Genomic DNA, 24829 nt, shown 5'->3' with positions numbered 1-24829 from the left:
CTGCTTCTCGAATGCGCAGGCGGCCTACGGGCCGCCTGCGCATTCATCACCTGAAAAAACTGGAACCGCGCGGGTGGCGAAATTGGTAGACGCACCAGGTTTAGGTCCTGACGTTCGCAAGAACGTGCCGGTTCGAGTCCGGCCCCGCGCACCAGAACAAGACCCTCTCAAGGAAGACACAAATGACCGTGAACGTTGAAACCCTCGACAAGCTCGAGCGCAAGATCACGCTGACCTTGCCCGTCGGCACCATCCAGTCCGAGGTCGATTCACGCCTCAAGAAGCTGGCTCGCACCGTCAAGATGGACGGCTTTCGTCCCGGCAAGGTGCCGATGACGGTGGTCGCCCAGCGCTATGGCTATTCGGTGCACTACGAAGTCATGAACGACAAGGTCGGCGAGGCTTTCTCGCAGGCCGCCAACGAGGCCAAGCTGCGCGTGGCGGGCCAGCCTCGCATCACCGAGAAGGAAGAGGCACCCGAGGGCCAGATGGCCTTCGACGCGGTCTTCGAGGTTTTCCCCGACGTCAAGATCAACGACCTGTCCAACGCCGAGGTCGAGAAGCTCAGCGCCGAGGTGGGTGACGACGCGATCGACAAGACGCTCGAGATCCTGCGCAAGCAGCGCCGCACCTTCGCCCAGCGTGCGCAGGACGCCACGGTGCAGGACGGCGACCGCGTGACGGTCGACTTCGAGGGCAAGATCGACGGCGAGACCTTCCAGGGCGGCAAGGCGGACGACTTCCAGTTCATCGTCGGCGAAGGCCAGATGCTCAAGGAGTTCGAGGACGCCGTGCGTGGGCTGAAGTCCGGCGACAGCCGCACTTTCCCCTTATCCTTCCCGGCCGACTATCACGGCAAGGACGTGGCGGGCAAGCAGGCCGACTTCATGGTCACGGTGAAGAAGATCGAGGCCTCACACCTGCCGGAGGTCAACGAGCAATTGGCCAAGTCGCTCGGCATCGCCGAGGCCACGGTCGAGGGCCTGCGCGCGGACATCAAGCGCAACCTCGAGCGCGAGGTCAAGTTCCGCCTGCTGGCGCGCAACAAGAACGCGGTGATGGACGCGCTGATCGCCAACGCAGAGCTCGACCTGCCCAAATCCAGCGTGCAGGCGGAGGTCGACCGCATGGTCGAAGGCGCGCGCGCCGAGCTCAAGCAGCGCGGCATCAAGGATGCGGACAAGGCGCCGATTCCGGACGACGTGTTCCGCCCACAAGCCGAGCGCCGCGTGCGACTAGGCCTCGTGGTGGCCGAACTGGTCCGCGCCAACAACCTGCAGGCCAAGCCGGAGCAGATCAAGGCCCACATCGACGAGCTGGCCGCCAGCTACGAGAAGCCGGCCGACGTGGTGCGCTGGTACTTCAGCGACAACCGGCGCCTGGCCGAGGTCGAGGCAGTCGTCATCGAAAACAATGTGACCGATTTCGTGCTGGGCAAGGCCAAGGTCAACGCCAAGTCGGTCTCCTTCGACGAACTGATGGCCCAGCAGGGCTGATCTCAGCCGGCCACCGCGGGGCCTTGTGCTTTCAAGGCATGGGCCCCATGTCGTCTGGGTACAGTACAAACCTCTCTGGAGAGCACACATGAGCGCACAGGAAATTCAAGGCCTCGGCATGATCCCGATGGTCATCGAGCAATCGGGCCGCGGCGAGCGTTCCTACGACATTTATTCGCGGCTGCTCAAGGAGCGGGTGATCTTCCTGGTGGGCGAGGTCAACGACCAGACCGCCAACCTGGTGGTGGCGCAGCTTCTGTTCCTCGAGAGCGAGAACCCCGACAAGGACATTTCGTTCTACATCAACTCGCCCGGTGGCAGCGTGAGCGCCGGCATGGCGATCTACGACACCATGCAGTTCATCAAGCCGGCGGTGTCGACTCTGTGCGTGGGCTTCGCGGCCAGCATGGGCGCCTTTCTGCTGGCGGCTGGCGAGAAGGGCAAGCGCTTCTCGCTGCCCAATTCCAAGATCATGATTCACCAGGTGCTGGGCGGCGCCCGTGGCCAGGCCACCGATATCGAGATCCATGCCCGCGACATCCTGAAGACCCGCGAGCAGATGAACCGCATCCTCGCCGAGCGGACCGGCCAGCCGCTGGAGAAAATTGCCCGCGACACCGAGCGTGACTACTTCCTGACGGCTGACGAGGCCAAGGAATACGGGCTGGTCGACCAAGTGATCGCCAAGCGCAGCTGACGCGTACAGCGCTGCGGCGCCCCGGCGACAAAACGGCGTTTTCCCGACGGAAAGCGCCGTTTTTGTTCGGATCGGGGATGGGCCGAGGGTCTTCCTTCTTCGCTATCATTGTTAAACCCCCGTTACGAGGCACCTGTCCATGGCCGAGAAAAAAGGCTCTTCCAGCGAAAAAACGCTCTATTGCTCGTTCTGCGGGAAGAGCCAGCACGAGGTCAAGAAGCTGATCGCCGGACCGTCGGTTTTCATCTGCGACGAGTGCATCGATCTTTGCAACGAGATCATCCGCGACGAACTGCCCGTCGGCGACGAGTCGCGGGAAGCGCGCAGCGATCTGCCGACGCCGCTGGAGATCAAGGCCAACCTCGATAATTACGTCATCGGCCAGGAGCCTGCCAAGCGCATGCTCTCGGTGGCTGTGTACAACCACTACAAGCGGCTGCGCCACAAGGACAAGGCCAAGGGCGAGGACGTCGAGCTCAGCAAGAGCAACATCCTGCTGATCGGTCCCACTGGCTCGGGCAAGACCCTCCTTGCCCAGACCCTGGCGCGCATGCTCGACGTGCCCTTCGTGATGGCCGATGCCACGACGCTGACGGAAGCGGGCTATGTGGGCGAGGACGTCGAGAACATCATCCAGAAGCTGCTGCAGAGCTGCAACTACGAGGTGGAGCGCGCTCAGCGCGGTATCGTCTATATCGACGAGATCGACAAGATTTCGCGCAAGTCCGACAACCCGTCGATCACCCGCGACGTCTCGGGCGAGGGCGTGCAGCAGGCGCTGCTCAAGCTGATCGAAGGCACGATGGCCAGCGTGCCGCCGCAAGGTGGGCGCAAGCACCCCAACCAGGACTTCCTGCAGATCGACACGACCAATATCCTGTTCATCTGCGGCGGCGCTTTCGCCGGGCTCGAGAAGGTGATCGAGAGCCGCACCGAGGCTTCCGGCATCGGCTTCGGCGCTTCGGTCAAGAGCAAGCAGCAGCGCAGCCTGACCGAGGTTTTCCGTGAGGTGGAACCGGAGGATTTGATCAAGTTCGGCCTGATTCCGGAGCTCGTCGGCCGCATGCCGGTCGTTGCCTCGCTCGCCGAGCTCAGCGAAGACGCCCTGGTGCAGATCCTGACCGAGCCGAAGAATGCGGTGGTCAAGCAATTCACCAAGCTGCTGCAGATGGAAGGGGTCGACCTCGAGATCCGTCCGGCGGCACTCAAGGCGATTGCCCGCAAGGCGCTGGCCCGCAAGACCGGCGCCCGTGGACTGCGTTCGATACTCGAACAGTCGTTGATCGACACCATGTTCGAGCTGCCGAATGCCACCAATGTCGACAAGGTCGTGGTCGAAGAATCCACAATCGACGAAAACAAGCCACCGCTCCTCGTTTATCGCGAGGCGGCCAAGAAGGCCTGACTGAGTGACTTTCAGGCCGGCCCCTGCGATAACGGCGACCGGCGTCTTCGGCGATTCGCGTGCCCGCGGGCTTGAAAAGCGCGCGCGGCCGACCATCTTTCCATGATCAACCAAAGGATTTCCATGTCCGGTCATACCCCCTTGCCTGCCACCGAGATCGACCTGCCGCTGCTGCCGCTGCGCGACGTGGTCGTTTTCCCCCACATGGTGATCCCGCTGTTCGTTGGCCGGCCCAAGAGCATCAAGGCCCTGGAGCTCGCGATGGAAGCGGAGCGTCGGATCATGCTGGTCGCCCAGAAAGCCGCAGCCAAGGACGAGCCCTCGGTCGAGGACATGTTCGAAGTGGGCTGCATCTCGACCATCCTGCAGATGCTGAAGTTGCCCGACGGCACGGTGAAGGTGCTGGTCGAAGGCCAGCAGCGGGCACGCGTCAACCGCATCGACGACGGCGAAACCCATTTCTCCGCCACCGTGACACCCGTGGAAGCGCCAGAGAGCGCGGTCCAGAAGGGGACAGAGGTCGAGGCGCTGCGCCGCGCCGTGATGCAGCAGTTCGACCAGTACGTCAAGCTCAACAAGAAGATCCCGCCGGAGATCCTGACCTCGATCTCGAGCATCGATGATCCGGGCCGTCTGGCCGACACCATCGCCGCGCACTTGCCGCTCAAGCTCGACAACAAGCAGGCCGTGCTCGACCTCGACGACATCAAGGCGCGGCTGGAGAATCTGTACGGCCAGCTGGAGCGCGAGGTCGACATCCTCAATGTCGACAAGAAGATCCGCGGCCGCGTGAAGCGGCAGATGGAGAAGAACCAGCGCGACTTCTACCTGAACGAACAAGTCAAGGCGATCCAGAAGGAACTGGGCGAAGGCGAAGAGGGCGCGGACATCGAGGAGATCGAGAAGAAGATCAAGCTCGCGAAGATGCCCAAGGAAGCGCTCAAGAAGGCCGAGGGCGAGCTCAAGAAGCTCAAGCTGATGTCGCCGATGTCCGCCGAAGCCACGGTCGTGCGCAACTACATCGATGTGCTGATCGGGTTGCCCTGGAGCAAGAAGACAAAAATCAAGCACGACCTCGCGCATGCCGAAGAGGTGCTGAACGAAGACCACTACGGCCTCGAAAAAGTCAAGGACCGCATCCTCGAATATCTTGCGGTGCAGCAGCGCGTCGACAAGGTGAAGGCGCCCATTCTTTGCCTCGTCGGCCCACCCGGTGTGGGCAAGACCTCACTGGGCCAGTCGATCGCCAAGGCGACCGGCCGCAAATACACCCGCATGGCACTGGGCGGCATGCGCGACGAAGCCGAGATCCGCGGGCACCGCCGCACTTATATCGGCGCGCTGCCCGGCAAGGTACTGCAGAGCCTGAACAAGGTTGGCACGCGCAATCCGTTGTTCCTGCTCGACGAAATCGACAAGCTGGGCACCGACTTCCGGGGCGACCCCTCGAGTGCCCTGCTGGAGGTGCTCGATCCTGAGCAGAACCACACCTTTGGCGACCACTACGTCGAGGTCGACTTCGACCTCTCCGACGTCATGTTCGTCGCCACGTCGAACTCGATGAACATCCCGCCAGCGCTGCTGGACCGGATGGAAGTGATTCGCCTGGCGGGCTACACCGAGGACGAGAAGACGCACATCGCGCTCAAGTACCTGCTGCCCAAGCAGATGAAGAACAACGGCGTAAAGGAGGACGAACTCCTGATCACCGAAGAGGCGGTGCGCGACATCGTGCGCTACTACACCCGCGAAGCTGGCGTGCGTTCGCTGGAGCGCGAACTTTCCAAGATCTGCCGGAAGACGGTCAAGGGACTGCTGCTCAAGAAGATGACGCCCAAGGTCGTCGTCGAGGGAAAGAATCTCAACGACTTCCTCGGCGTGCGCAAGTACACCTTCGGCCTGGCCGAGAAGCAGAACCAGGTGGGCCAAGTGGTCGGCCTCGCTTGGACCGAGGTGGGCGGCGACCTGCTCACGATCGAGGCGGTGACGATGCCCGGCAAGGGCGTGATCAGCCGTACCGGTTCACTCGGCGACGTGATGAAGGAGTCGGTGGAGGCTGCACGCACGGTGGTGCGCAGCCGTGCGCGTCGGCTCGGCATCAGGGACGAAGTGTTCGAGAAGCGAGACATCCACATCCATGTGCCAGATGGCGCCACGCCCAAGGATGGCCCAAGTGCAGGTGCGGCGATGACGACCGCGTTCGTCTCAGCTCTCACCGGAATTCCGGTGCGTGCCGATGTCGCGATGACCGGCGAAATCACGCTGCGTGGCGAAGTCACCGCGATTGGCGGCCTGAAGGAAAAGCTGCTGGCTGCCCTGCGCGGCGGCATCAAGACCGTGCTGATCCCGGAAGAGAACGCGAAGGACCTGCAGGACATTCCCGAGAACGTGAAGAACGGACTCGAGATCGTGCCCGTGAAGTGGATCGACAAAGTGCTCGAGATCGCCCTGGAGAAGCAACCCACGCCGCTGTCCGACGAAGAGGTCGCGGCCTCCGCGGCCGCCATGGCCGAGCAGGCGAAGCAACGCGCGTCGCAGTCTGCCGGGGGTTCCATCAAGCATTGAGTGGGCCTTGCGGGACACTCAAAAAGTGCTCTATAATTTAAGGCTTGAAACGCGGGAATAGCTCAGTTGGTAGAGCGCAACCTTGCCAAGGTTGAGGTCGAGAGTTCGAGACTCTTTTCCCGCTCCAGTTTTCAAAAGGGAAGCTTCAAGCTTCCCTTTTTTTCGCGAGTTCCGACCAAGAAGAAAACGTTGATTGAACGCATGGCGCGATAGCAAAGCGGTTATGCAACGGATTGCAAATCCGTCTAGCCCGGTTCGACTCCGGGTCGCGCCTCCAACCTCCAGCCGTATCGATCAGACAGCCCCTCCAACCGTCGTTGTCGGGGCTGTTCTTGTTTCGGGTATCGTCCATATTCACTCGGACGCCCGGATGGTGAAATTGGTAGACACATCGGACTTAAAATCCGCCGCTTCCTGCATAAGGGGCATACCGGTTCGATCCCGGTTCCGGGCACCACCACATCACAAGGGAGCATGACATGCCTCGCTACAACGCTCCGTTCGAAATCCACGTCCACGGCGATGTGCCGCTTCGCTCCGATGTGAGCTTCGAGCAAATCCAGGAAGCCCTCAAACCCCTCTGGAAATATGCCGGGGCCCGTTCGCTTGCCGATGGGGCGAACAGTGTCTACGAAGAGGAGCCGGGCATCCGCTTCGAGCAGAAGGACCACCTGCTGCAGATCTGCTGGACCGTGGCAGGCGACGAGGATTTCCGGCAGGCCCTCGACGAAATGTGCATGGCTCTCAACGAACTGGCCGAGCAGGGCGCTGCGATCGAGGTTACCTTCTACGACACCGACTTCGACGAGGAGGAGGGCGATCCAGACGAAGAGTCCCGCGATGACTTCCTCATGCTCTTCATCGGCCCCAACCCGGCCGCGATCATGCAGGTGCAGCGTGACCTCCTGGTCGAAGACGTGGTGAACCTCATGGAGCGCCACTTCGATGGCGCAGAGCTCGGCGGCGTGGTGGCTGAGATCGACAAACTCTTCGGCGACCGTTTCGATGCCTTGGTGAACTCCCTCGAGATCGGCAAGCGTCCGCGCGGTGGCACCGGTGGCACAGGCAGCGGAAGCCATGGCGGCGGACGCCGCCCGCGCCACCTGCACTGAGCCGAGGCGCTACTGCGCCGGCCATCGAGCGGTCAAGCCGCTCCGCTATGCTCGGCGACCTTCTGTTCGAGGAGAGTCGCTTGGCGCTTTTTTCCCAGTCTGCCCTTCGTCCCGGCGTGCGCAAGCGCGAAGTCTTTGGCTGGGCCATGTACGACTTCGCCAATTCAGGCTACACGACGGTCGTGATCACGGCCGTGTTCGCGGCCTACTTTGTCGGCGGGATCGCCAAGGGGGCACCATGGGGCCCGTTCGCCTGGACGGTGGCCTTGAGCATCTCCTACGCGATCGTGATGCTGAGCATGCCGGCCATCGGCGCCTGGGCCGACCTCCACGCCGCGAAGAAAAAGGCGCTGGCCATCGTCACTGCCGGCTGCGTGCTCGGCACCTTGGCGCTAGCGATCACGCCGCGGCTGAGCGGCCCCTTTGCGGTTGCGCTCGCGATGGGCCTGGTGATTGTCTCCAACACCTTCTACTCGTACGGCGAGTCGCTGACCGGCGCGTTCCTGCCGGAGCTCGCGACGGTCGATGGCATGGGCAAGGTCAGCGGGTGGGGCTGGGCCTTCGGCTACATCGGTGGCATGCTCGCACTCGGAGTGTGCCTGGCCTACGTGCTCTCCGCCCAGGCGAAAGGGTTGCCCGCTGCCCATTTCGTGCCGGTCACGATGCTGATCACGGCGGCGATCTACGGTCTTGCGGCCTGCGCCACCTTCGCACTGCTGCCTGAGCGTGCGCAGCCACAGAAAGCCACCGATAGCCGCAACGCCTGGCAGCAGCTGAGCGAAACCTTCCGCAATGCGCGCGCCTACCGCGATTTCATGTGGCTTTTGTCCTGCACCGTCTGCTACCAGGGCGGTGTGGCGGTGGCGATCACGCTTGCTGCAATCTATGCGGAGCAGGTGATCGGCTTCGTCCCTAGCGAGACGATGGTGCTGATCTTCGTGCTCAACATCGCGGCGGCGCTCGGTGCCTTCGGCTTCGGCTATCTGCAGGACCGCATCGGCCACCGGCGTGCACTCTCCGGCGCACTGCTCGCTTGGATAGCGGTGTGCGTCATCGCCGCGTCGGTCACGACCAAGGGCGGGTTCTGGTGGGCGGCAACCATCGCTGGTCTGGCTATGGGATCGAGCCAGTCGGCCGGGCGCGCCATGACCGGCGTGCTAGCGCCGCCGCGGCAGTTGGCGGAGTTCTTCGGCCTCTGGAGTTTTGCCACGCGGCTGGCTGCGATCATCGGGCCGCTGAGCTACGGCGCCATCACCTGGGCGACTGGCGGCAACCAGCGCATCGCGATCCTGGCGACCAGCGTGCTGTTTATCGGCGGGCTGCTCCTGCTGCTGCCGATCGACATGCGGCGCGGCCGGGCGGCGGCACTGGCCGGGGACACGCCTCAGTCGGAGGCGGAGCCCTTGGCAGCACGGTAGGCCGCCCCGTCGTAGCGCAGCATCTGCGACGAGTACTTCGCCGGCCGCTCCTGCGTGACGCATTCGTCTCCTTGCGCGCTGGAGTGGGTCTCATTGCGGGTCTGGCGCAGCAACAGGTCGGCGTAAGCGTTGCTCGTGCTGCGAGCAACCGACAGGTTGCCGCGCACGGTCTCGAAATTACCAGCGCAGTTGACGTCCCATTCGCCGCGCTCCATGGTCAGCTCGAGGCCATTGAGCACCTTGGCGAGCTTCGGCCCGCGAGCGACGTACAGCGTCAGCGTTTCGTTGGAGTACGGGTTCGCGCGCGACCGGGCCTGGCGCAGGATGCGCAGCCCGAATGCCCGCGCGTCCCTGGCGAGCGTGTAGCGTGCCGTGTCGACCTTGATCTCGCCGATGCGCGCTGCGTCCTCGATCAGGGCGGACGGCTCGAACAGCCGGCTCACGACCGTGGCTCGCTCGGTATTGCCGTTGTCGGCCTCCTGCACCACAAGCACGTCCAGATCGAACTCCGTCACGCCCGCGGCGGCGGAAGGGCGCGGCAGCGGCAGCACGACGATAAAGCGACCGGCGAAGCCGCGCCAAGGCTGGCACACGGCAAGTTCATGGTCCAGCACCTGCTTGGCGTGCAGCTTGGCATGCATGCGCTCCGCGAGACCGGTGTCGCAAGCCGCGTGTCCCGCGGCGCTCAGCAGCACCAGCAGGAGGCCAAGGAACAGGTGTCGACGCATGTGCAAGCTGGGAGGCGTCAGGCGCCGGCCAAGGACGCAGGCACCGCGGGCCGCGCGAGCCAGCGTGCCGCCGCGGCATCGAGCCCGTCCGGCGCGGCGCTGCTCAGGAGCGCCACTGCGCCTTCGCCATTCGCCGAAAGCTTGCCGGCCTGCGCCAGCAGCCGCTGCGTCTGCAGCGCGACCGGTGCGCCGGTGTCGATGAAGCGCACCGCTCTCCCGCAGTGGCGACGCAGTTCGTCCGCGATGAAGGGGTAGTGCGTGCAACCCAGCACGAGCGTGTCGATCTCGCCAGGCGCGGTGCCGAAGCGGCCGGCCTGGCGCAGATAGCGCTCGCTCAAGGCCGCAATGCCCGCGCCATCGCCGCGCTCGATGGCGCCTGCCAGGCCGTCGCAGGGGATGACGCGGAACTGCGCCTGTCCGGCCAGCGATGTACGCAGCGCCTCGAACTTGCGGCTTTCCACCGTGACGCGGGTGGCGAGCACGGCAATGTGGCCCGTCCTGCTGGCGGCCACCGCCGGCTTGAGGGCAGGCTCGACCCCCACCACCGGAAGATTCGGGTGCTCGGCCCGAAGTTCGTGGATGGCGGCTGCTGTCGCGGTGTTGCAGGCAACCACCAGCGCCTTGATGCCATGCCGTTCGCGCAGGTAGCGCGCGACCGTCCCGGTGCGCTGTGCGACGTAGGCATCGCCGCGTTCGCCGTATGGCGCATGGGCCGTATCGGCGAAGTACGCGAAGCGTTCGTGCGGCAAAGCCTCGCGCAGCGCATTCAGCACACTGAGGCCGCCGATGCCGCTGTCGAAGACGCCGATCGGGCGATCGGCAAGGGCACCTGGAACGCTCAAGCCGCTTCCATCATGATGGTCTTGAACTCGCCGCTCGCAATGCGCTTCTGCCACTCGGCCGGGCCAGTGATATGGGCGCTGGTGCCGCCGGCATCGACCGCGACCGTCACCGGCATGTCGACCACGTCGAATTCGTAGATTGCTTCCATGCCGAGATCGGCGAAGCCCACCACCTTGGCAGTCTTGATCGCCTTGCTCACGAGGTAGGCGGCGCCGCCCACTGCCATCAAGTAGGCGCTCTTGTGCTTCTGGATTGCCTCGATGGCAACCGGGCCGCGCTCGGCCTTTCCGATCATCGCGATCAGCCCCGTCTTTGCCAGCATCATTTCGGTGAAGCCGTCCATGCGCGTGGCGGTGGTCGGGCCGGCCGGGCCCACGGCCTCGCCCTTCACCGGATCGACCGGGCCCACGTAGTAGATCACCCGGTTGGTGAAGTCCACCGGCAGCTTCTCGCCCTTGGCCAGCATGTCGGCGATGCGCTTGTGCGCAGCGTCGCGGCCCGTGAGCATCTTGCCGTTGAGCAGCAGCGTGTCGCCGGGCTTCCAGCTGGCAACCTCGGCCGGCGTGAGCTTGTCGAGGTCGACGCGCTTGCTCTTGTTGTAGTCGGGCGCCCATTCGATCTTGGGCCAGAGGTCCAGCGAAGGTGCCTCCAGGTAGACCGGCCCCGAGCCGTCGAGCACGAAATGGGCGTGGCGTGTGGCCGCGCAGTTCGGGATCATCGCCACCGGCTTGCTGGCCGCGTGCGTGGGGTACATCTTGATCTTGACGTCCAGCACCGTGGCCAAGCCGCCAAGGCCCTGCGCACCGATGCCCAGTGCATTGACCTTCTCGTACAGCTCGACGCGCAGCGCCTCGACCTTGCCGAGCTCGGCGCCCGCACGCTTCCTGGCCAGCAGCTCGTGCATGTCGAGGTCGTCCATCAGGCTTTCCTTGGCGAGCAGGGCAGCCTTCTCGGCGGTGCCGCCGATGCCGATGCCCAGCATGCCCGGCGGGCACCAGCCCGCGCCCATGGTCGGCACGGTCTTGAGCACCCAGTCGACCACGCTGTCACCCGGATTCAGCATCACGAGCTTGCTCTTGTTCTCGCTCCCGCCGCCCTTGGCGGCCACCGTGACCTCGACGGTGTTGCCGGGCACGATCTCCGTGAAGATCACCGCCGGCGTGTTGTCCTTGGTGTTCTTGCGGTCGAACTGCGGATCTGCGACCACCGAGGCGCGCAGCATGTTGTCGGGGTGGTTGTAGCCACGGCGCACGCCTTCGTTGATGGCGTCGTCCAGCGAGCCGGTGAAGCCGCCCCATCGGACGTCCATGCCGACCTTCAGGAACACGTTCACGATGCCCGTGTCCTGGCAGATCGGCCGCTGGCCGGTGGCGCTCATCTTGCTGTTGGTGAGGATCTGCGCCATCGCGTCCTTGGCCGCAGGGCTCTGCTCGCGCTCGTAGGCACGCGCGAGGTGGGCGATGTAGTCGGTGGGGTGGTAGTAGCTGATGTACTGGAGCGCGGCGGCTACCGACTCGATCAGGTCGGCTTGCTGGATGATGGTCATGGCTGTGTCCGTGGGAGGGGAAAGCACTCGCTCGATGCGAGCCATTCTTGTTTGCGACGATACTGGGTAGATGCCCTGGCGCGCCAGGCGCGCCCTCCATTTTGACAGCGGAGCTTTTTTCATGGCGATATCCGTCCCCACCCGAATCGAACGAGACACCTTCGGCCCCATCGAGGTGCCGGCCGACAAGCTGTGGGGTGCGCAGACCCAGCGCTCGCTGCAGAACTTCGACATCTCCGGCGAGCGGCAGCCGCGAGAGATCATCAAGGCGCTGGCGCAGGTCAAGCGCGCCTCGGCGCTGGTGAACCACGCGCTGGGCCTGCAGGACGAGAAGAAGACGCACGCCATCGTCGCGGCGGCCGACGAGGTGATCGCAGGACAGCACGGCGACGAGTTTCCCCTGGTCGTCTGGCAGACAGGGTCGGGCACGCAGACCAACATGAACGTGAACGAGGTGCTGGCCAACCGCGCCAGCGAGCTGTTGGGTGGCGAGCGCGGCGAGGGGCGCCTCGTGCATCCCAACGACGACGTGAACCGCAGCCAGTCCTCCAACGACGTGTTCCCGGCGGCGATGCACGTGGCGGCCGTCGAGTCGCTCACGCATCGGCTGCTGCCGGCCATTGCGCAGCTGCGCGAGACGCTGAAGAAGAAGTCCGAGGCGTTCGCCGACATCGTGAAGATCGGCCGTACCCACCTGCAGGACGCGACGCCGCTCACGCTGGGCCAGGAGTTCTCGGGCTACGTGGCCCAGCTCGCCCACGGCGAAGCCCATGTGCGTGCCGCGCTGCCGCACTTGTGCGAGCTGGCGCTGGGCGGCACCGCAGTCGGCACCGGGCTCAATGCGCCCAAGGGCTACGCCGAACAGGTGGCAGCCGAGCTCGCCAAGCTCGCGGGCCTGCCTTTCGTCACCGCCCCCAACAAGTTCGAGGCCATGGCGTCTGTCGATGCCTTGGTGCATGCGCATGGCGCGCTCAAGACCCTGGCAGCAAGCATGACCAAGATCGCCAACGACGTGCGCTGGCTTGCCAGCGGGCCGCGCAGCGGCATCGGCGAACTGAGCATTCCCGAGAACGAGCCGGGCTCGTCGATCATGCCCGGCAAGGTCAACCCGACCCAGAGCGAGGCGGTCACGATGCTGGCTGCGCAGGTGTTCGGCAACGATGTCGCGATCAACATCGGCGGCGCCTCGGGCAACTTCGAGCTGAACGTGTTCCGGCCGATGGTGGCCCACAACTTCCTGCAGAGCGTGCGGCTCCTGGCCGATGGCATGCGCAGCTTCAATGACCATTGCGCAGTTGGCATCGAACCCAATCGCGAGCGAATCACGGAGCTGGTGCAACGTTCGCTGATGTTGGTGACGGCGCTCAACACGCACATCGGCTACGACAAGGCGGCCTTCATCGCAAAGAAGGCGCACAAGGAAGGCAGCAGCCTGCGCGAGGCGGCGATTGCCTCGGGTCACCTCACGGCCGAGCAGTTCGACCAGTGGGTGGTGCCTGAGAAGATGACCGGGCGTTGAACCGGGTAGCTGGCTCAGTGGCCGGCGGAGGACGGCGGCGCCATGAGCCGGTCGGTAAACGCGATGGCCATCGCCGACAGCAGGAAGGCGATATGGATCGCCGTCTGCGCGATCAGGACTCGATCGGTGTAGTTGTCGGCGTTGATGAAGGTCTTGAGCAGGTGGATCGAGCTGATGCCGATGATGGCGGTCGCCAGCTTGACCTTCAGCACCGACGCGTTCACATGGCTCAGCCACTCGGGCTGGTCGCGGTGGCCTTCGAGGTTCATCCGGCTTACGAAGGTCTCGTACCCGCCGACGATCACCATGATCAGCAGGTTGGAGATCATGACCACGTCGATGAGCGCCAGCACGACGAGCATGATGACCGTCTCGTTGAGCGTGGTGACCGGCGCCGTGGTCTTGTAGCCGATGCTGGTGATCAGCGACTTCAGCGCTTCTTCGCTGCCGAAGGCTGCTTCCACGAGATGAAGCAGCTCGACCAGGAAGTGCACCACGTACACGCCCTGGGCGACGATCAGGCCCAGGTATAGCGGCAGCTGCAGCCAGCGGCTCGCGAAGATCAGATTGGGCAGGGGACGCAGCGGCGAGGCCCTGCCGGCGTGTTGCGGAAGGTTGGGGTCTAGGTTGGACATCAGTGGTGGCAGGCCGGTGAGTGGGGCGGAAAACGCGCGATTCTAGAGTGCCGCCGCGGCTCGGACGTACATCGAACCACTCGCTACCATGGAGCGTCAGTCATCCGTAAGTGCGGGCGCTGACATTAGCGCCCGTCAGTTCCCCAGCTACACACCGGAGGCAGTAATGAGCAGCACGATCGAGTCCTTCCTTGTCGAGAACCGCGTGTTCCCGCCCGATGCCCGCGCAGCCAAGGGTGCACGCATCGGCAGCATGGCCGCCTACGAGGCCCTGTGCAAGGAAGCAGCCGACGACTTCGAGGGCTTCTGGGCCCGGCAGGCCAAGACCCACATGGTGTGGACCAAGCCCTTCACGCGCACGCTCGACGAATCCGATGCGCCTTTCTACAAGTGGTTCGACGACGGCGAGCTCAACGCCTCTGCCAACTGCCTGGACAAGCACATCGGCACGGCGGTCGAGAACAAGATCGCCATCGTCTTCGAGGCTGATGACGGTGCGGTCACCCAGGTCACGTACAAGGAACTGCTGGCGCGCGTCTCGCAGTTCGCCAACGCGCTGAAGGCGCAGGGCATTCGCAAGGGCGACCGCGTCATCATCTATATGCCCATGACCATCGAGGGCGTGGTCGCGATGCAGGCGTGCGCCCGCATCGGCGCCACCCACAGCGTCGTGTTTGGCGGCTTCTCGGCGAAGGCGCTGCAGGAACGCATCATCGACGCCGGCGCGGTGGCGGTGATCACCTCCAACTTTCAGCTACGGGGTGGCAAGGAGCTGCCGCTGAAGGCGATCGTCGACGACGCCATCGCGCTTGGCGGCTGCGAGGCATCGCTCAAGACCGTGCTGGTCTACCAGCGCACCGCGACCGCCTGCAACATGGTTGCGGGCCGCGACAAGACCTTCGACGAGGCGCTTCAGGGGCAGGGCAGCGAGTGCCCGCCGGAACCGGTGGGCGCCGAGCACCCGCTCTTCATCCTCTACACCTCGGGCTCGACCGGCAAGCCCAAGGGGGTGCAGCATGCCACCGGCGGCTACCTGCTGTGGGCCAAGCTCACCATGGACTGGACCTTCGATATCCGGCCCGAGGACGTGTTCTGGTGCACGGCCGACATCGGCTGGATCACCGGCCATACCTACGTCGCTTATGGACCCCTGGCTGCGGGTGCGACGCAGGTGGTGTTCGAGGGCGTGCCGACCTATCCGAATGCGGGCCGCTTCTGGCAGATGATCGAAAAGCACAAGGTCACGGTGTTCTACACCGCGCCGACGGCGATCCGCTCGCTCATCAAGGCGGCGGAAAGCGACGAGAAGGTGCATCCGAAGAACTGGGACCTGTCCTCGCTGCGCATCCTTGGCACCGTGGGCGAGCCGATCAATCCGGAAGCGTGGATGTGGTACCACCGGAACGTGGGCCGCGAAAACTGCCCCATCGTCGACACCTTCTGGCAGACCGAGACCGGCGGCCACGTCATCACGCCACTGCCCGGCGCAACACCGCTGGTGCCCGGCTCCTGCACGCTGCCGCTGCCCGGCATCATGGCCGCGGTGGTGGACGAGACCGGCAAGGACATCCCCAACGGCGGCGGCGGCATGCTGGTGATCAAGCGGCCCTGGCCGTCCATGATCCGCACCATCTGGAATGACCCCGAGCGATTCAAGAAGAGCTATTTTCCCGAGGAGATGGGCGGCACCATCTACCTCGCCGGCGACGGCGCAGTGCGCAGCCCCGATCGCGGCTACTTCCGGATCACCGGCCGCATCGACGACGTGCTGAACGTCTCGGGCCACCGGCTCGGCACGATGGAGATCGAGTCTGCGCTGGTCGCCAAGACCGACCTGGTGGCCGAAGCCGCGGTCGTGGGGCGCCCCGACGACATGACGGGCGAGGCGGTCTGCGCCTTTGTCGTGCTCAAGCGTGGGCGCCCGAGCGGCGACGAGGCCAGGCAGATCGCAACCGAGCTGCGCGCCTGGGTGGCCAAGGAGATCGGGCCCATCGCCAAGCCCAAGGACATCCGTTTCGGCGAGAACCTGCCCAAGACCCGCAGCGGAAAGATCATGCGGCGCCTGCTGCGCAGCATCGCGAAGGGCGAGGCCATCACGCAGGACACCTCCACCCTCGAGAACCCGGCCATCCTGGAGCAGTTGGGACAGGCGTACTAGGCTTGCAAAACCCGGCGTGCCCGGCAGCCGCGCCCCTGTCCGACAGGGGCAAGGCGCCGGATGCGTTACAACCGGCCCACGAACGATTGTCGAGAGGACACTTTCATGGGACTGAGAACAGCCGTGCTGCTGGTGGTTGTGCTGCTGATCGCGGCGCTCGCGGCCCTGAACTGGAGCCTCCTCGCCACGCCCACGGCTATGTCGATCGGCTTCATGCAGGTGACGGCGCCGCTCGGGCTGATCATGCTCGGCCTCACCGCGCTGCTGGGCATCTTCTTCGTGGCCTACGTGGTCTACCTGCAGACCACGGTGCTGCTCGAGACGCGGCGCCACACCAAGGAAATGCAGGCCCAGCGCGACCTGGCCGACCGTGCCGAGGCCTCGCGCTTCACCGAGCTGCGCAACTTTCTGGAAGCCCAGGAGAATGCACATATGTCGCGCAACGCTGAACGCCATGCGGCGCTGTTGGCGCGCGTGGAGCAGTTGGAGACCATGATCAAGGTGCGGTCCGACCAGACCGACAACACGCTTGCGGCCCACATCGGCCAGCTCGAGGACCGGTTCGACCGGCGGCCGCCTGCCGTGATGGCCCCCGGGGGCGGCATGCCGCCGCCCGTCTGAAGAGGCCGAGCGCGCGGCTACTTCGTCGACAGAACCCAGGCAGCGAGCTTCTTGGCTTCCGCCTCGCTGACCTGGTTGTTGGCAGGCATCGGCACTGCGCCCCAGACGCCTGAGCCGCCCTTCATGATCTTGGCCGCCAGCATGTCGGCGGCGCCCTTGTTGTCCTTGTACTTGGCCGCGACGTCCTTGAAGGCCGGCCCGAGGATCTTGCGGTCGACGGCGTGGCAGCTCATGCAGTTCTTGGACGTGGCCAGTGCGAGGTCGGCCAGGGCAGGGGACGTTGCGGCCAGGCCGAGGACGGCGGCGAAAAGCGCTCTTTTCATGGGGTTCGGTGATAGGGGTGCGTTAAAGTCGATCCAACGCGATTGTAGGTAGCGCGGTGCACGGTCCATTCAGATGAGGCCAGACGATTGGAGGGGTTCTCTCATGTGGTTACTTTTGCTTGGCCTGCTCGGCGTGGCCCTCAAGTTCTTCGAGGTGGGCTTCGTCGCGCAATGGAGCTGGTGGGTGGTGCTCATTCCATTCGCGCTGGCCGCTGCCTGGTGGGCCTGGGCCGACGCCTCGGGCTACACCAAGCGCAAGGTGGTTGAACGGGAGAACGCACGCCGCCAGGCCCGCATCGATCGGCAACGCAGCCAGATGGGGCTGCTCACCAGCCGTTCCAACCGCCGCCGCCGCGGCCGCTGAGCCGCCGGTCTAGGCCCGCGGGCTGCTGTGCGCGATCAGCGGCGCGATGAATCGGCGTCCGAGCTGGTGGAGCGACCAGAAGACCGCCGTGATGGCGCCCGCGAGCAGCAGGCCGGCGAGGATGTCGAAGGGGAAATGCACGCCCACATAGATGCGGGCCCAGCCCGTCAAGGTGGCGATGGCGAGGATCGCGAGGCCAATCGTCCTGAGCGCCGGCCGCAGGCAAAACACCAGGCCGACGGTGAACATGACGGTCGCGTGGGCACTTGGCAGCGAACCGCGAGCGCCATGCTCGATATGCGCGGGGCTCAGGCCCAGGACGAAAGGGCGCGGCATGGCCAAGGCATTTGCAAGTTCATGGGCCAGCAGGGAGGCTGCGCCGGCCGCGACCAGCGCCGCCAGTACGTAGAGCCGTTGCGCGGGCCACCGCCAGGCAGCCCATGCCATCAGGGCCACGCATACCCAGGAAGCTTGCTCCGCCACGATGCCTGCAAACCAGAGCAGCGGCGAATTGGGGGCGTGGCCGGCGCCGAGCCACTGGAAAAGTGCAATGTTCAGCGCCTGCATGGGGGCATGATAGAGCCGCGGTGGGGCGATGAGATGAACGAAGCCTTCATGCTTGGTTCAGGATCAAGTCGGAGGTTGCGGGCTCAGCCCACGCCCAGCAACTCGTGCAGGCGCGTGCTGGTGGTGGTGTACTGCAGGGGCACCGCCTTGCCGGGGAACACGACGCCCGTAGCCGCCCACGCTGCCAGCGTGGCTTCGTGGAAGCCGCAGACGATCAGCTTCTTCTTGCCCGGGTAGGTGTTGATGTCGCCGACCGCGAACACGCCCGCCTCGCGGGTCTGGAAGCGCTCCGTATCGACCGGCACCTGCTTGCGCACCAGGTCCAGGCCCCAGTCGGCAATGGGTCCAAGACGCGGCGAGATGCCGAGGCAGGCAATGAGCGCATCCAGCGGCAGGGTCAGGCTCTGTGCATCGGGTGTCGCGATCTGCAGCACCCGTCCGTCGAACGCTGCGGGCTGGCCCACGGCGAAGTGCATCGCGCCTCCCGCGACCGCCGCCCGCATGCGTGCCACGAGTCCCTCGTCGGCCTGGAAGCCGTCGCGCCGATGGACGAGCGTCACCTTGCGGGCTCGACCCACGAGCGCCAGTGCAGTGGCCAGCGCAGCGTCGTCGCCACCATTGACGATCACCGCCTGGCCGTCGAAGCGCTCCAGCGATTCCGGGTGGTAGAAGAGGGCCGATCCTTCGAAGTGCTGGATATCCTCGAGTGAGATGCGCTTGGGGACGAAGGCGCCGACGCCTGCGGCAATGAACACCGTCCTGGCGAGAAAGGCCGTGCCCTTGGTCGTGCGAAGCAGCAGCCGCTCGTCGGACTGGCGCTCGAGCGTGGCGACCTGCTGCTCGAAATGGAAGGTGGGCTTCAACGGCGCCAATTGCTGCAGCAGGGCCACCGCCAGGGCGCTGCCGCTGGTCGCCGGGATGCCGGGGATGTCGTAGATGGGCTTGTCGCCGTACAGCTGCACGCATTGGCCGCCAGCGGCGGGCAGCGCGTCGACGATGTGGCAGGAGATCTCGAGCAGGCCCAGCTGGAAGGCCTGGAACAGCCCGACCGGGCCGGCGCCGATGACCAGCGCGTCGGTTTCGATGGGCGCGGGGAGCGTGCTCAGCGCACCAGCTCCCCGATCTTGTCCGTCTTGTCCTTCCACTCGTCCGCATCCGGCAGCGCGGGCTTGCGCTTGGTGATGCTCTTCCAGCCGTCGGCCAGGGCCAGCTCGGCGTTGAGCTTAATGAAGGCGAGCTGATTGGCCGGAAGGTCTTCCTCGGCGTAGATCGCGTTGACCGGGCACTCGGGGATGCAGACGGCACAGTCGATGCATTCATCCGGGTCGATCACCAGCATGTTGGGGCCCTCGCGGAAGCAGTCCACGGGACACACATCGACGCAATCGGTGTACTTGCAGCGGATACAGGCTTCGGAGACGACGTGGGTCATGGCTGGGCTTGAGATCGATCGGGGAAGACAGCGAATTTTAGGCGCTTGGCGGCGAGGGCTGCACGAGCACGGCCGCCGATGTCCGGTGGGTGGTCGTGTCGACCAGCACCAGCGAACCGAGCGCGCGCGATTGCACGAAGGGCAGCACGGCGAGCGGCTGCTGCAGCGACAGTACCACGTCGCCGATCGCGTTGGGCTCCAGCCGGTCCGCAGGCTCGGAACCCAGCGTCGTGATGTTCACGCGGTCGATGATGCGCGCGATCCGGGCCTTGACCCAGCGGTGGCCCTGCAATGCCCAGTACACGCGGCCCGCGACCAAGGGCTCATCGTCCAGCCAGGCGATGGTGGCCGTGATCTCGCGCACCGGCTCGAAGGCCCCGGGCGCCAGTAGCCAGTCGCCGCGCGATACGTCCAGCTCGCGATCGAGCACCATGCCGGCGCTGTGGCCTGCGTGCACCGTCTTCGGCTGGCGCGTGTGGCTCAGCACCTGCGCCACGGTAGCCGTCTGGTTGCCCGGCAGGACGGCGACGCGCTGGCCCGGTTCCACGTGGCCGCTTGCCACGCGACCCCAGAACACCCGGCGGCCCTTGGAGGTGTCTGCCGACCCGGAAAACTTCTCGACCCATTGCACCGGGAAGGCGAAAGGCACGGCCTCGTCCTGCTGAGTGACGGGCAGCTCCTCGAGCAGCTCGATGAGGCTCGGGCCTTCGTAGCCACACCAGTCGCCATGCGACGTGGCAACGTTCCAGCCCTTCAAGGCCGAGATCGGCACCGTGGCGGAAACCCGCACCCCGGCAGCTTCGGCAAAGCTCGCGAGCGCAGCGGAGATGCGCTCGAAGGCCAGGCCGGCATCGGCAATGGCATCGAGCTTGTTGACGGCGAACACGATCGACTGCACGCGCAGCAGGTGGCACAGCAGCGTATGGCGGCGCGTCTGGGGGAGCAGTTCGCGGCGCACCACTTCACCATCCTCGACCTCGGCGGCCCAGGCCAGCTTGGTCGCATCGATCAGCACCACGGCGGCGTCGGCGCCGGAGGCCGCGGTGACCATGTTGCGCGTGTACTGCTCATGGCCCGGCGCGTCGCCGATGATGAACTTGCGCCGCGCGGTGGGAAAGTAGCGGTACGCGACGTCGATGGTGATGCCTTGCTCGCGCTCGGCCGAGAGGCCGTCGGTGAGCAGGGCCAGGTCGGTCTCGCCGCCGCGCTGCACGCCCGCCAGCTGGTCCTGAAGCACGGTCTTGCTGTCGACCAGCAGGCGGCCGATCAGCGTGCTCTTGCCGTCGTCGACGCTCCCGCAGGTGATGAAGCGCAGGGCAGTGCCGGTGTCGCCAAGGAGGGTCTCGGGCGCGGAGAAGGTGGTGGTCGTCGCGGTCATCAGAAGTAGCCGTCTTTCTTGCGCTTCTCCATCGAAGCCTCTGAAGTCTTGTCGTCCATGCGCGTTGCACCGCGCTCGCTGACCTCGGCGGCCAGCGTCTCGACCACCACATCGGCGGCGTCGGCAGCCAGGCTGTCGACGGGGCAGGTGCAGGTGATGTCGCCGACGGTGCGGAATCGCACGTCGCGGAGCTCGACTGTTTCACCTTGGCGAGGCGGCGTGAGCTCGGTCACCGGCACCAGGAGGCCTCTGCGCTCGACCACCTCGCGCTTGTGGGTGTAGTAGATGGAGGGCAGGGCGATCTTCTCGCGCTCGATGTACTGCCAGACGTCGAGCTCGGTCCAGTTCGAGATCGGGAACACTCGGAAATGCTCGCCCGGTGCGAGGCGCGTATTGAACAAGGTCCAGAGCTCGGGCCGCTGGTCCTTGGGCTGCCATTGGCCGAAGGCGTCGCGGTGCGAGAAGATGCGCTCCTTGGCGCGGGCCTTCTCCTCGTCGCGGCGAGCGCCACCGATCAGCGCGTCGAAGCGGAATTCCTCGATGGCCTCGAGCAGGGTGACCGACTGGTGCACGTTGCGCGACTCGCCCGGATGGGCCAGGCGTACCGTCCCTCGAGCCATCGAGTCCTCGACGCTGCGTACGATCAGCTCGGCGCCCAGTTCCTGCGCGCGGTGATCGCGGAACGCCGTCACTTCGGGAAAGTTGTGGCCGGTGTCGATCATCAGCAGCGGGTAAGGCAGGCGCCCGCGGGCACCTGCGGCTTCCTGCGAATTCATGAAGGCCTTCTCGGCGCACTTCAGCAGCACCAGCGAGTCCTTGCCGCCCGAGAACAGCAGCGTCGGGCGCTCGAAGGACGCGGCGACCTCGCGCAGGATGAAGATGGCTTCTTCCTCCAGCGCGTCCAGTTGGGCGTTGGACAGGCGAGCCGGCGTGTGCGCGGTCTGCAGCAGCAGGTCGTGTTCGGTTCTGGCGTTCATCGGGTAAAAGTGCTCGGTGCGGGAAATCGATCAAACCTTGGCGCTCAATGCGCCAGATGCAAACCGCACTCGCGGTTTTCTTCGCCTTTGGTCGGGTCCACGTAGTCGAAGTTGTTGGGCAGGCCATGCGTTTCGCAGTAGGCATGCAGATCCTTCGACGACCAGTGCAGCAGCGGGGCAACCTTGATCAGGCCATCGGGATTGACGCTGACCGCGTCCATTTGCGCGCGCACGGCCGTGTCGGTGGCCCGAAGCGCAGTGAACCAGACCTTCGGTGCCGTCTCTCGCAGCGCACGGGCGAAGGGCTCCAATTTCACTTCTTCCGTGAAAGCGGCATGGCGCGGATCGTCGAGCGCCGGCGTCGGCCCCTCCACGGCTTCGCGATGCGCACGCGAGCGGCGCGGCAGATAGATGCGCAAGTCCAGGCGCAGCAGTTTCGTCACCTCGTCGGCATAGCGGTAGGTGGCTTCGGTGTTGTAGCCGTTGTCCATCCAGACCACGGGAACATCCGACCTTGCGCGCGTCACCATGTGCAGGATGACGGCCTCGAAGGGCCGAAAATTCGTGGTGACGATCGCAGGCTGGCCCAGGCTGGCCGCCCAGTCCACGAGGGCCTCGGCGTTGTGGCCGAATTCGGCGTTGATGCGCGAAAGATCGAGGTTCATGTTGCGGCTGCTCATGCGGGCTCCGACCCCGCTGCCGCGAAATGAGGCGTGGGCCGCACCGCATCGGCCTGATAAAAGTCGCCGAAGCGGTCGAACTGGCGCTGTGCATCCCCCGCGTCCACACCCTCCTTGAGCACGGCACTCGAAAATCCACTGCGCTGCATCTGCACCAGCTGGTCGATGAGCACGTCGCCGGTGGCCCGGATGTCGCCCTTGAAGCCGAGGCGGCGCCGCAGCAGGTAGGCCTGGCTGAAAGCGCGGCCGTCGGTGAATTTCGGGAAGGTGAGGTCGATGCGCTGCACGTCGCTCAGGCAGATTTCGATCGCCAGGGGATCGGCATCGTTAGGGAGCTGCAGCACGCTCGGGTCGCCATCGTCCACATGGTCTTCTGCGGCGATCAGTTGGAGCGTTCGTTTCATGCGGCCTCCTCGACCTTGAAGCGCGCGCCGTTGGCAGCCGCCTTGAAGGGATCCATGCCGACGCGGCGCAGCGTGTCGATGAAGCTCTCGCCACCATTGCGATGGTCGCGATAGGTGTTGAGCACGGCCTCCACGACGTCGGGCACCTCCGCCGCCGAGAACGAAGGCCCGACCACCTTGCCGGGAAGCGCCGGCCCATTGCGAGCGGCACCGTCGGAACCGCCGAGCGTGACCTGGTACCACTCCTTGCCGTCCTTGTCGACGCCGAGGATGCCGATGTGGCCGCTGTGATGATGGCCGCAGGAGTTGATGCAGCCGCTGATGTGCAGGTCGATCTCGCCCAGGTCGTCGAGCTCGTCGAGGTCCTGGTAGCGCTCGGTGATGGCGGCGGCGATCGGGATCGAGCGTGCGTTGGCCAACGAGCAGAAGTCGCCGCCGGGGCACGAGATCATGTCGGTCAGCAGGTGGATGTTGGGGCTCGCGAAGCCGGCCTCGCGAGCGGCCAACCACAGCGCGTGCAGGTCTTCGGCATGGACCCACGGCAGCAGCAGGTTCTGCTCGTGCGTGACGCGGGCCTCGCCGGCGCTGAAGCGGTCGGCAAGCTGCGCGGCGGCCTCGAGCTGGCTGGCCGAAGCGTCTCCGGGCGCCTGGCCAAGGCGCTTGAAGGACAGCGTGACGGCGCGCAGGGACGGGTTCTTGTGCGGTGCGACGTTGCGCTGCAGCCAGCGTGCGAACTGCACGTCTTCGTCGGCTTGCGCGCGCAGCTCGGCATCGGTTTCTTCAGCGCTGCGGAACACGCGTGTAGCCATCTTCGGCGTGACGAAGCTCGCGGTCACGCGGTCGAGCTCGGCTTGCGTGATGGTGTGCGGCGCGCCGTCGTGCTCGACGACCTGCCTGTATTCGGCCTCGACATCGTCGATGTAGCGCTGGCCTTCGGCCTTGACCAGGATCTTGATGCGCGCCTTCCAGGCGTTGTCGCGCCGGCCGTAGCGGTTGTAGACGCGGATCACGGCTTCCAGGTAGTTCATCAGCTGGTCCCACGGGAGGAACTCGCGCACCACCGTGCCGATGATCGGCGTGCGCCCCATGCCGCCGCCTACCTTGACGCGGAAGCCGAGTTCGCCCTCTTCGTTCTTGTACAGCTGCAGGCCGACGTCATACCAGCCGGTGGCAACGCGGTCCTCCACGGCGCCGGTAATGGCAATCTTGAACTTGCGCGGGAGAAATGCGAACTCCGGATGCAGCGTGCTCCACTGGCGCATGATCTCGGCGAAAGGCCGTGGGTCTGCGATCTCGTCGACGGCGATGCCGGCCAGTTCGTCGCTGGTGATGTTGCGGATGCAGTTGCCGCTGGTCTGGATGCCGTGCATATCGACGGAAGCCAGCAGGTCCATGACGTCGGCCGACTTGGACAGCGGGATCCAGTTGTACTGGACGTTGGTACGCGTCGTGAAGTGCGCATAGTGCGTCGGCAACCGGACGCTCCCGAGCCTGCCCTGGACTTCGTTCGCATGCTTGTAGACCTCGGCGTCGGGCGCGTCGTAGTCCCGCGCGATCTTTGCCAGCACGCGCAGGCGGGCGCTGGAGAGTTCGCCATAGGGAACGGCGACGCGCAGCATCGGCGCATAGCGCTGCACATACCAGCCGTTCTGCAGGCGCAGCGGCCGGAATTGTTCTTCGGCGAGCTTGCCGGCCTGCCAGCGCTCGAGCTGGTCACGGTATTGCGCTGCGCGCTGGTGTACGAACTGGCGATCGAAGTCTGTGTATTGGTACATCGTGTTTTCTTTGCTGCTGGAAGGCGTGCGTCCACGGCCCGTCAACGCGAGCCCGGACTTTAAAAGTGCGCCTTATGGAACCAAACTATTTTTTGGTTCGCGTCTTATGCGGATAAGCTTATTCGCCAGTCTTCATGCGGCTCGCAGCCCGATGGAATGCATATTCCGGATAAAGGCTGACCGCCA

Annotated in this window: 23 protein-coding genes and 4 tRNA genes; 14 read left to right on the top strand and 13 right to left on the bottom strand. The window is 65.2% G+C overall.

The window, feature by feature from the left end; translation table 11 throughout:
* The first annotated feature begins 67 nt into the window (after window positions 1-67).
* The 10 genes from E5CHR_RS16005 to E5CHR_RS15960 all read left to right on the top strand — a co-directional run bounded on the left by E5CHR_RS16005 (window position 68) and on the right by E5CHR_RS15960 (window position 8693).
* Window positions 68-154, top strand: a tRNA-Leu gene (locus E5CHR_RS16005).
* Window positions 155-182: 28 nt separating this feature from the next.
* A complete protein-coding gene (gene tig / locus E5CHR_RS16000; RefSeq protein ID WP_162580766.1) occupies window positions 183-1496 on the top strand; it encodes a trigger factor in 1314 nt (437 codons plus the stop codon).
* A gap of 88 nt (window positions 1497-1584) precedes the next feature.
* Window positions 1585-2193 carry an ATP-dependent Clp endopeptidase proteolytic subunit ClpP gene (gene clpP / locus E5CHR_RS15995; RefSeq protein WP_162580765.1) on the top strand — a complete coding sequence of 203 codons (609 nt, stop codon included), beginning with the start codon at window positions 1585-1587 and terminating at the stop codon, window positions 2191-2193.
* 139 nt (window positions 2194-2332) lie between these two features.
* Window positions 2333-3598, top strand: a complete 1266-nt coding sequence (gene clpX / locus E5CHR_RS15990) for an ATP-dependent Clp protease ATP-binding subunit ClpX (protein ID WP_162580764.1) — start codon at window positions 2333-2335, stop codon at window positions 3596-3598.
* 123 nt (window positions 3599-3721) lie between these two features.
* A complete protein-coding gene (gene lon / locus E5CHR_RS15985) occupies window positions 3722-6163 on the top strand; it encodes an endopeptidase La (RefSeq protein WP_162580763.1) in 2442 nt (813 codons plus the stop codon).
* A gap of 51 nt (window positions 6164-6214) precedes the next feature.
* A tRNA-Gly gene (locus tag E5CHR_RS15980) sits at window positions 6215-6290 on the top strand.
* Between the two features lie 76 nt (window positions 6291-6366).
* A tRNA-Cys gene (locus E5CHR_RS15975) sits at window positions 6367-6440 on the top strand.
* Window positions 6441-6527: 87 nt separating this feature from the next.
* Window positions 6528-6620: transfer RNA gene (locus tag E5CHR_RS15970), tRNA-Leu, on the top strand.
* A gap of 22 nt (window positions 6621-6642) precedes the next feature.
* Window positions 6643-7275: a DUF6806 family protein gene (locus E5CHR_RS15965; RefSeq protein ID WP_162580762.1), complete on the top strand. Its 633-nt coding sequence runs from the start codon at window positions 6643-6645 to the stop codon at window positions 7273-7275.
* A gap of 80 nt (window positions 7276-7355) precedes the next feature.
* A complete protein-coding gene (locus tag E5CHR_RS15960) occupies window positions 7356-8693 on the top strand; it encodes an MFS transporter (RefSeq protein WP_162580761.1) in 1338 nt (445 codons plus the stop codon).
* On the opposite strand, the gene E5CHR_RS15955 is transcribed toward E5CHR_RS15960, so the two are convergent.
* Genes E5CHR_RS15955 through E5CHR_RS15945 form a run of 3 tightly spaced genes read right to left on the bottom strand, consistent with a single transcriptional unit; the run spans window position 8660 to window position 11810 of the window.
* Window positions 8660-9421, bottom strand: coding sequence for a hypothetical protein (locus tag E5CHR_RS15955; protein ID WP_162580760.1), 762 nt, complete (start codon window positions 9419-9421; stop codon window positions 8660-8662). The two genes, E5CHR_RS15960 and E5CHR_RS15955, sit on opposite strands and share 34 nt — an antisense overlap.
* A gap of 17 nt (window positions 9422-9438) precedes the next feature.
* Window positions 9439-10263, bottom strand: a complete 825-nt coding sequence (murI, locus tag E5CHR_RS15950; protein WP_162580759.1) for a glutamate racemase — start codon at window positions 10261-10263, stop codon at window positions 9439-9441.
* Window positions 10260-11810: a fumarate hydratase gene (locus E5CHR_RS15945; RefSeq protein WP_162580758.1), complete on the bottom strand. Its 1551-nt coding sequence runs from the start codon at window positions 11808-11810 to the stop codon at window positions 10260-10262. Before E5CHR_RS15945 ends, murI begins: the two co-directional genes overlap by 4 nt.
* 121 nt (window positions 11811-11931) lie before the next feature.
* Between E5CHR_RS15945 and fumC the strand changes: the two genes are divergently transcribed.
* Window positions 11932-13329 (top strand): class II fumarate hydratase, encoded by a 1398-nt coding sequence (fumC, locus tag E5CHR_RS15940; protein ID WP_162580757.1) that lies wholly within the window; start codon window positions 11932-11934, stop codon window positions 13327-13329.
* Window positions 13330-13343: 14 nt separating this feature from the next.
* Here the strand turns inward: fumC and E5CHR_RS15935 are convergent, their stop codons facing one another.
* The gene (locus tag E5CHR_RS15935) at window positions 13344-13964 is read right to left on the bottom strand and encodes a YqhA family protein (RefSeq protein ID WP_162580756.1); all 621 of its coding nucleotides are present in this window, start codon (window positions 13962-13964) and stop codon (window positions 13344-13346) included.
* 166 nt (window positions 13965-14130) lie between these two features.
* On the opposite strand from E5CHR_RS15935, the gene acs reads away from it, so the two are divergent.
* On the top strand, window positions 14131-16122 hold the full coding sequence (acs, locus tag E5CHR_RS15930) for an acetate--CoA ligase (protein WP_162580755.1): 1992 nt from the start codon (window positions 14131-14133) through the stop codon (window positions 16120-16122).
* Window positions 16123-16227: 105 nt separating this feature from the next.
* The gene (locus E5CHR_RS15925) at window positions 16228-16743 is read left to right on the top strand and encodes a LapA family protein (RefSeq protein ID WP_162580754.1); all 516 of its coding nucleotides are present in this window, start codon (window positions 16228-16230) and stop codon (window positions 16741-16743) included.
* Window positions 16744-16760: 17 nt separating this feature from the next.
* Here E5CHR_RS15925 and E5CHR_RS15920 read toward each other — a convergent pair whose 3' ends face one another.
* Window positions 16761-17066 (bottom strand): c-type cytochrome, encoded by a 306-nt coding sequence (locus E5CHR_RS15920; RefSeq protein WP_162580753.1) that lies wholly within the window; start codon window positions 17064-17066, stop codon window positions 16761-16763.
* 103 nt (window positions 17067-17169) lie between these two features.
* On the opposite strand from E5CHR_RS15920, the gene E5CHR_RS15915 reads away from it, so the two are divergent.
* On the top strand, window positions 17170-17430 hold the full coding sequence (locus E5CHR_RS15915; protein ID WP_162580752.1) for a TIGR04438 family Trp-rich protein: 261 nt from the start codon (window positions 17170-17172) through the stop codon (window positions 17428-17430).
* A gap of 9 nt (window positions 17431-17439) precedes the next feature.
* Here the strand turns inward: E5CHR_RS15915 and E5CHR_RS15910 are convergent, their stop codons facing one another.
* The 8 genes from E5CHR_RS15910 to E5CHR_RS15875 form a co-directional block, all read right to left on the bottom strand.
* On the bottom strand, window positions 17440-17997 hold the full coding sequence (locus tag E5CHR_RS15910; RefSeq protein WP_162580751.1) for a phosphatase PAP2 family protein: 558 nt from the start codon (window positions 17995-17997) through the stop codon (window positions 17440-17442).
* Between the two features lie 83 nt (window positions 17998-18080).
* Complete coding sequence (locus E5CHR_RS15905; protein WP_162580750.1) at window positions 18081-19142, bottom strand: NAD(P)/FAD-dependent oxidoreductase; 1062 nt, start codon at window positions 19140-19142, stop codon at window positions 18081-18083.
* Complete coding sequence (gene fdxA / locus E5CHR_RS15900) at window positions 19100-19429, bottom strand: ferredoxin FdxA (protein WP_162580749.1); 330 nt, start codon at window positions 19427-19429, stop codon at window positions 19100-19102. Before fdxA ends, E5CHR_RS15905 begins: the two co-directional genes overlap by 43 nt.
* A 37-nt stretch (window positions 19430-19466) precedes the next feature.
* A complete protein-coding gene (locus tag E5CHR_RS15895) occupies window positions 19467-20807 on the bottom strand; it encodes a sulfate adenylyltransferase subunit 1 (protein WP_162580748.1) in 1341 nt (446 codons plus the stop codon).
* On the bottom strand, window positions 20807-21784 hold the full coding sequence (gene cysD / locus E5CHR_RS15890) for a sulfate adenylyltransferase subunit CysD (RefSeq protein ID WP_162580747.1): 978 nt from the start codon (window positions 21782-21784) through the stop codon (window positions 20807-20809). Before cysD ends, E5CHR_RS15895 begins: the two co-directional genes overlap by 1 nt.
* A gap of 44 nt (window positions 21785-21828) precedes the next feature.
* Window positions 21829-22449, bottom strand: a complete 621-nt coding sequence (locus tag E5CHR_RS15885) for a phosphoadenosine phosphosulfate reductase domain-containing protein (RefSeq protein ID WP_443083117.1) — start codon at window positions 22447-22449, stop codon at window positions 21829-21831.
* Window positions 22450-22460: 11 nt separating this feature from the next.
* Entirely contained in the window at window positions 22461-22868 is a 408-nt protein-coding gene (locus E5CHR_RS15880; protein WP_162580745.1) for a DUF934 domain-containing protein, read from the bottom strand.
* A complete protein-coding gene (locus E5CHR_RS15875) occupies window positions 22865-24643 on the bottom strand; it encodes a nitrite/sulfite reductase (RefSeq protein ID WP_162580744.1) in 1779 nt (592 codons plus the stop codon). The genes E5CHR_RS15880 and E5CHR_RS15875 overlap by 4 nt, the downstream gene beginning before the upstream one ends.
* Between the last annotated feature and the right edge of the window lie 186 nt (window positions 24644-24829).

It is taken from the genome of Variovorax sp. PBS-H4 (assembly GCF_901827205.1).
Lineage (GTDB): Bacteria > Pseudomonadota > Gammaproteobacteria > Burkholderiales > Burkholderiaceae_C > Variovorax.
This window is presented reverse-complemented; position numbering and strand designations above follow the sequence as displayed.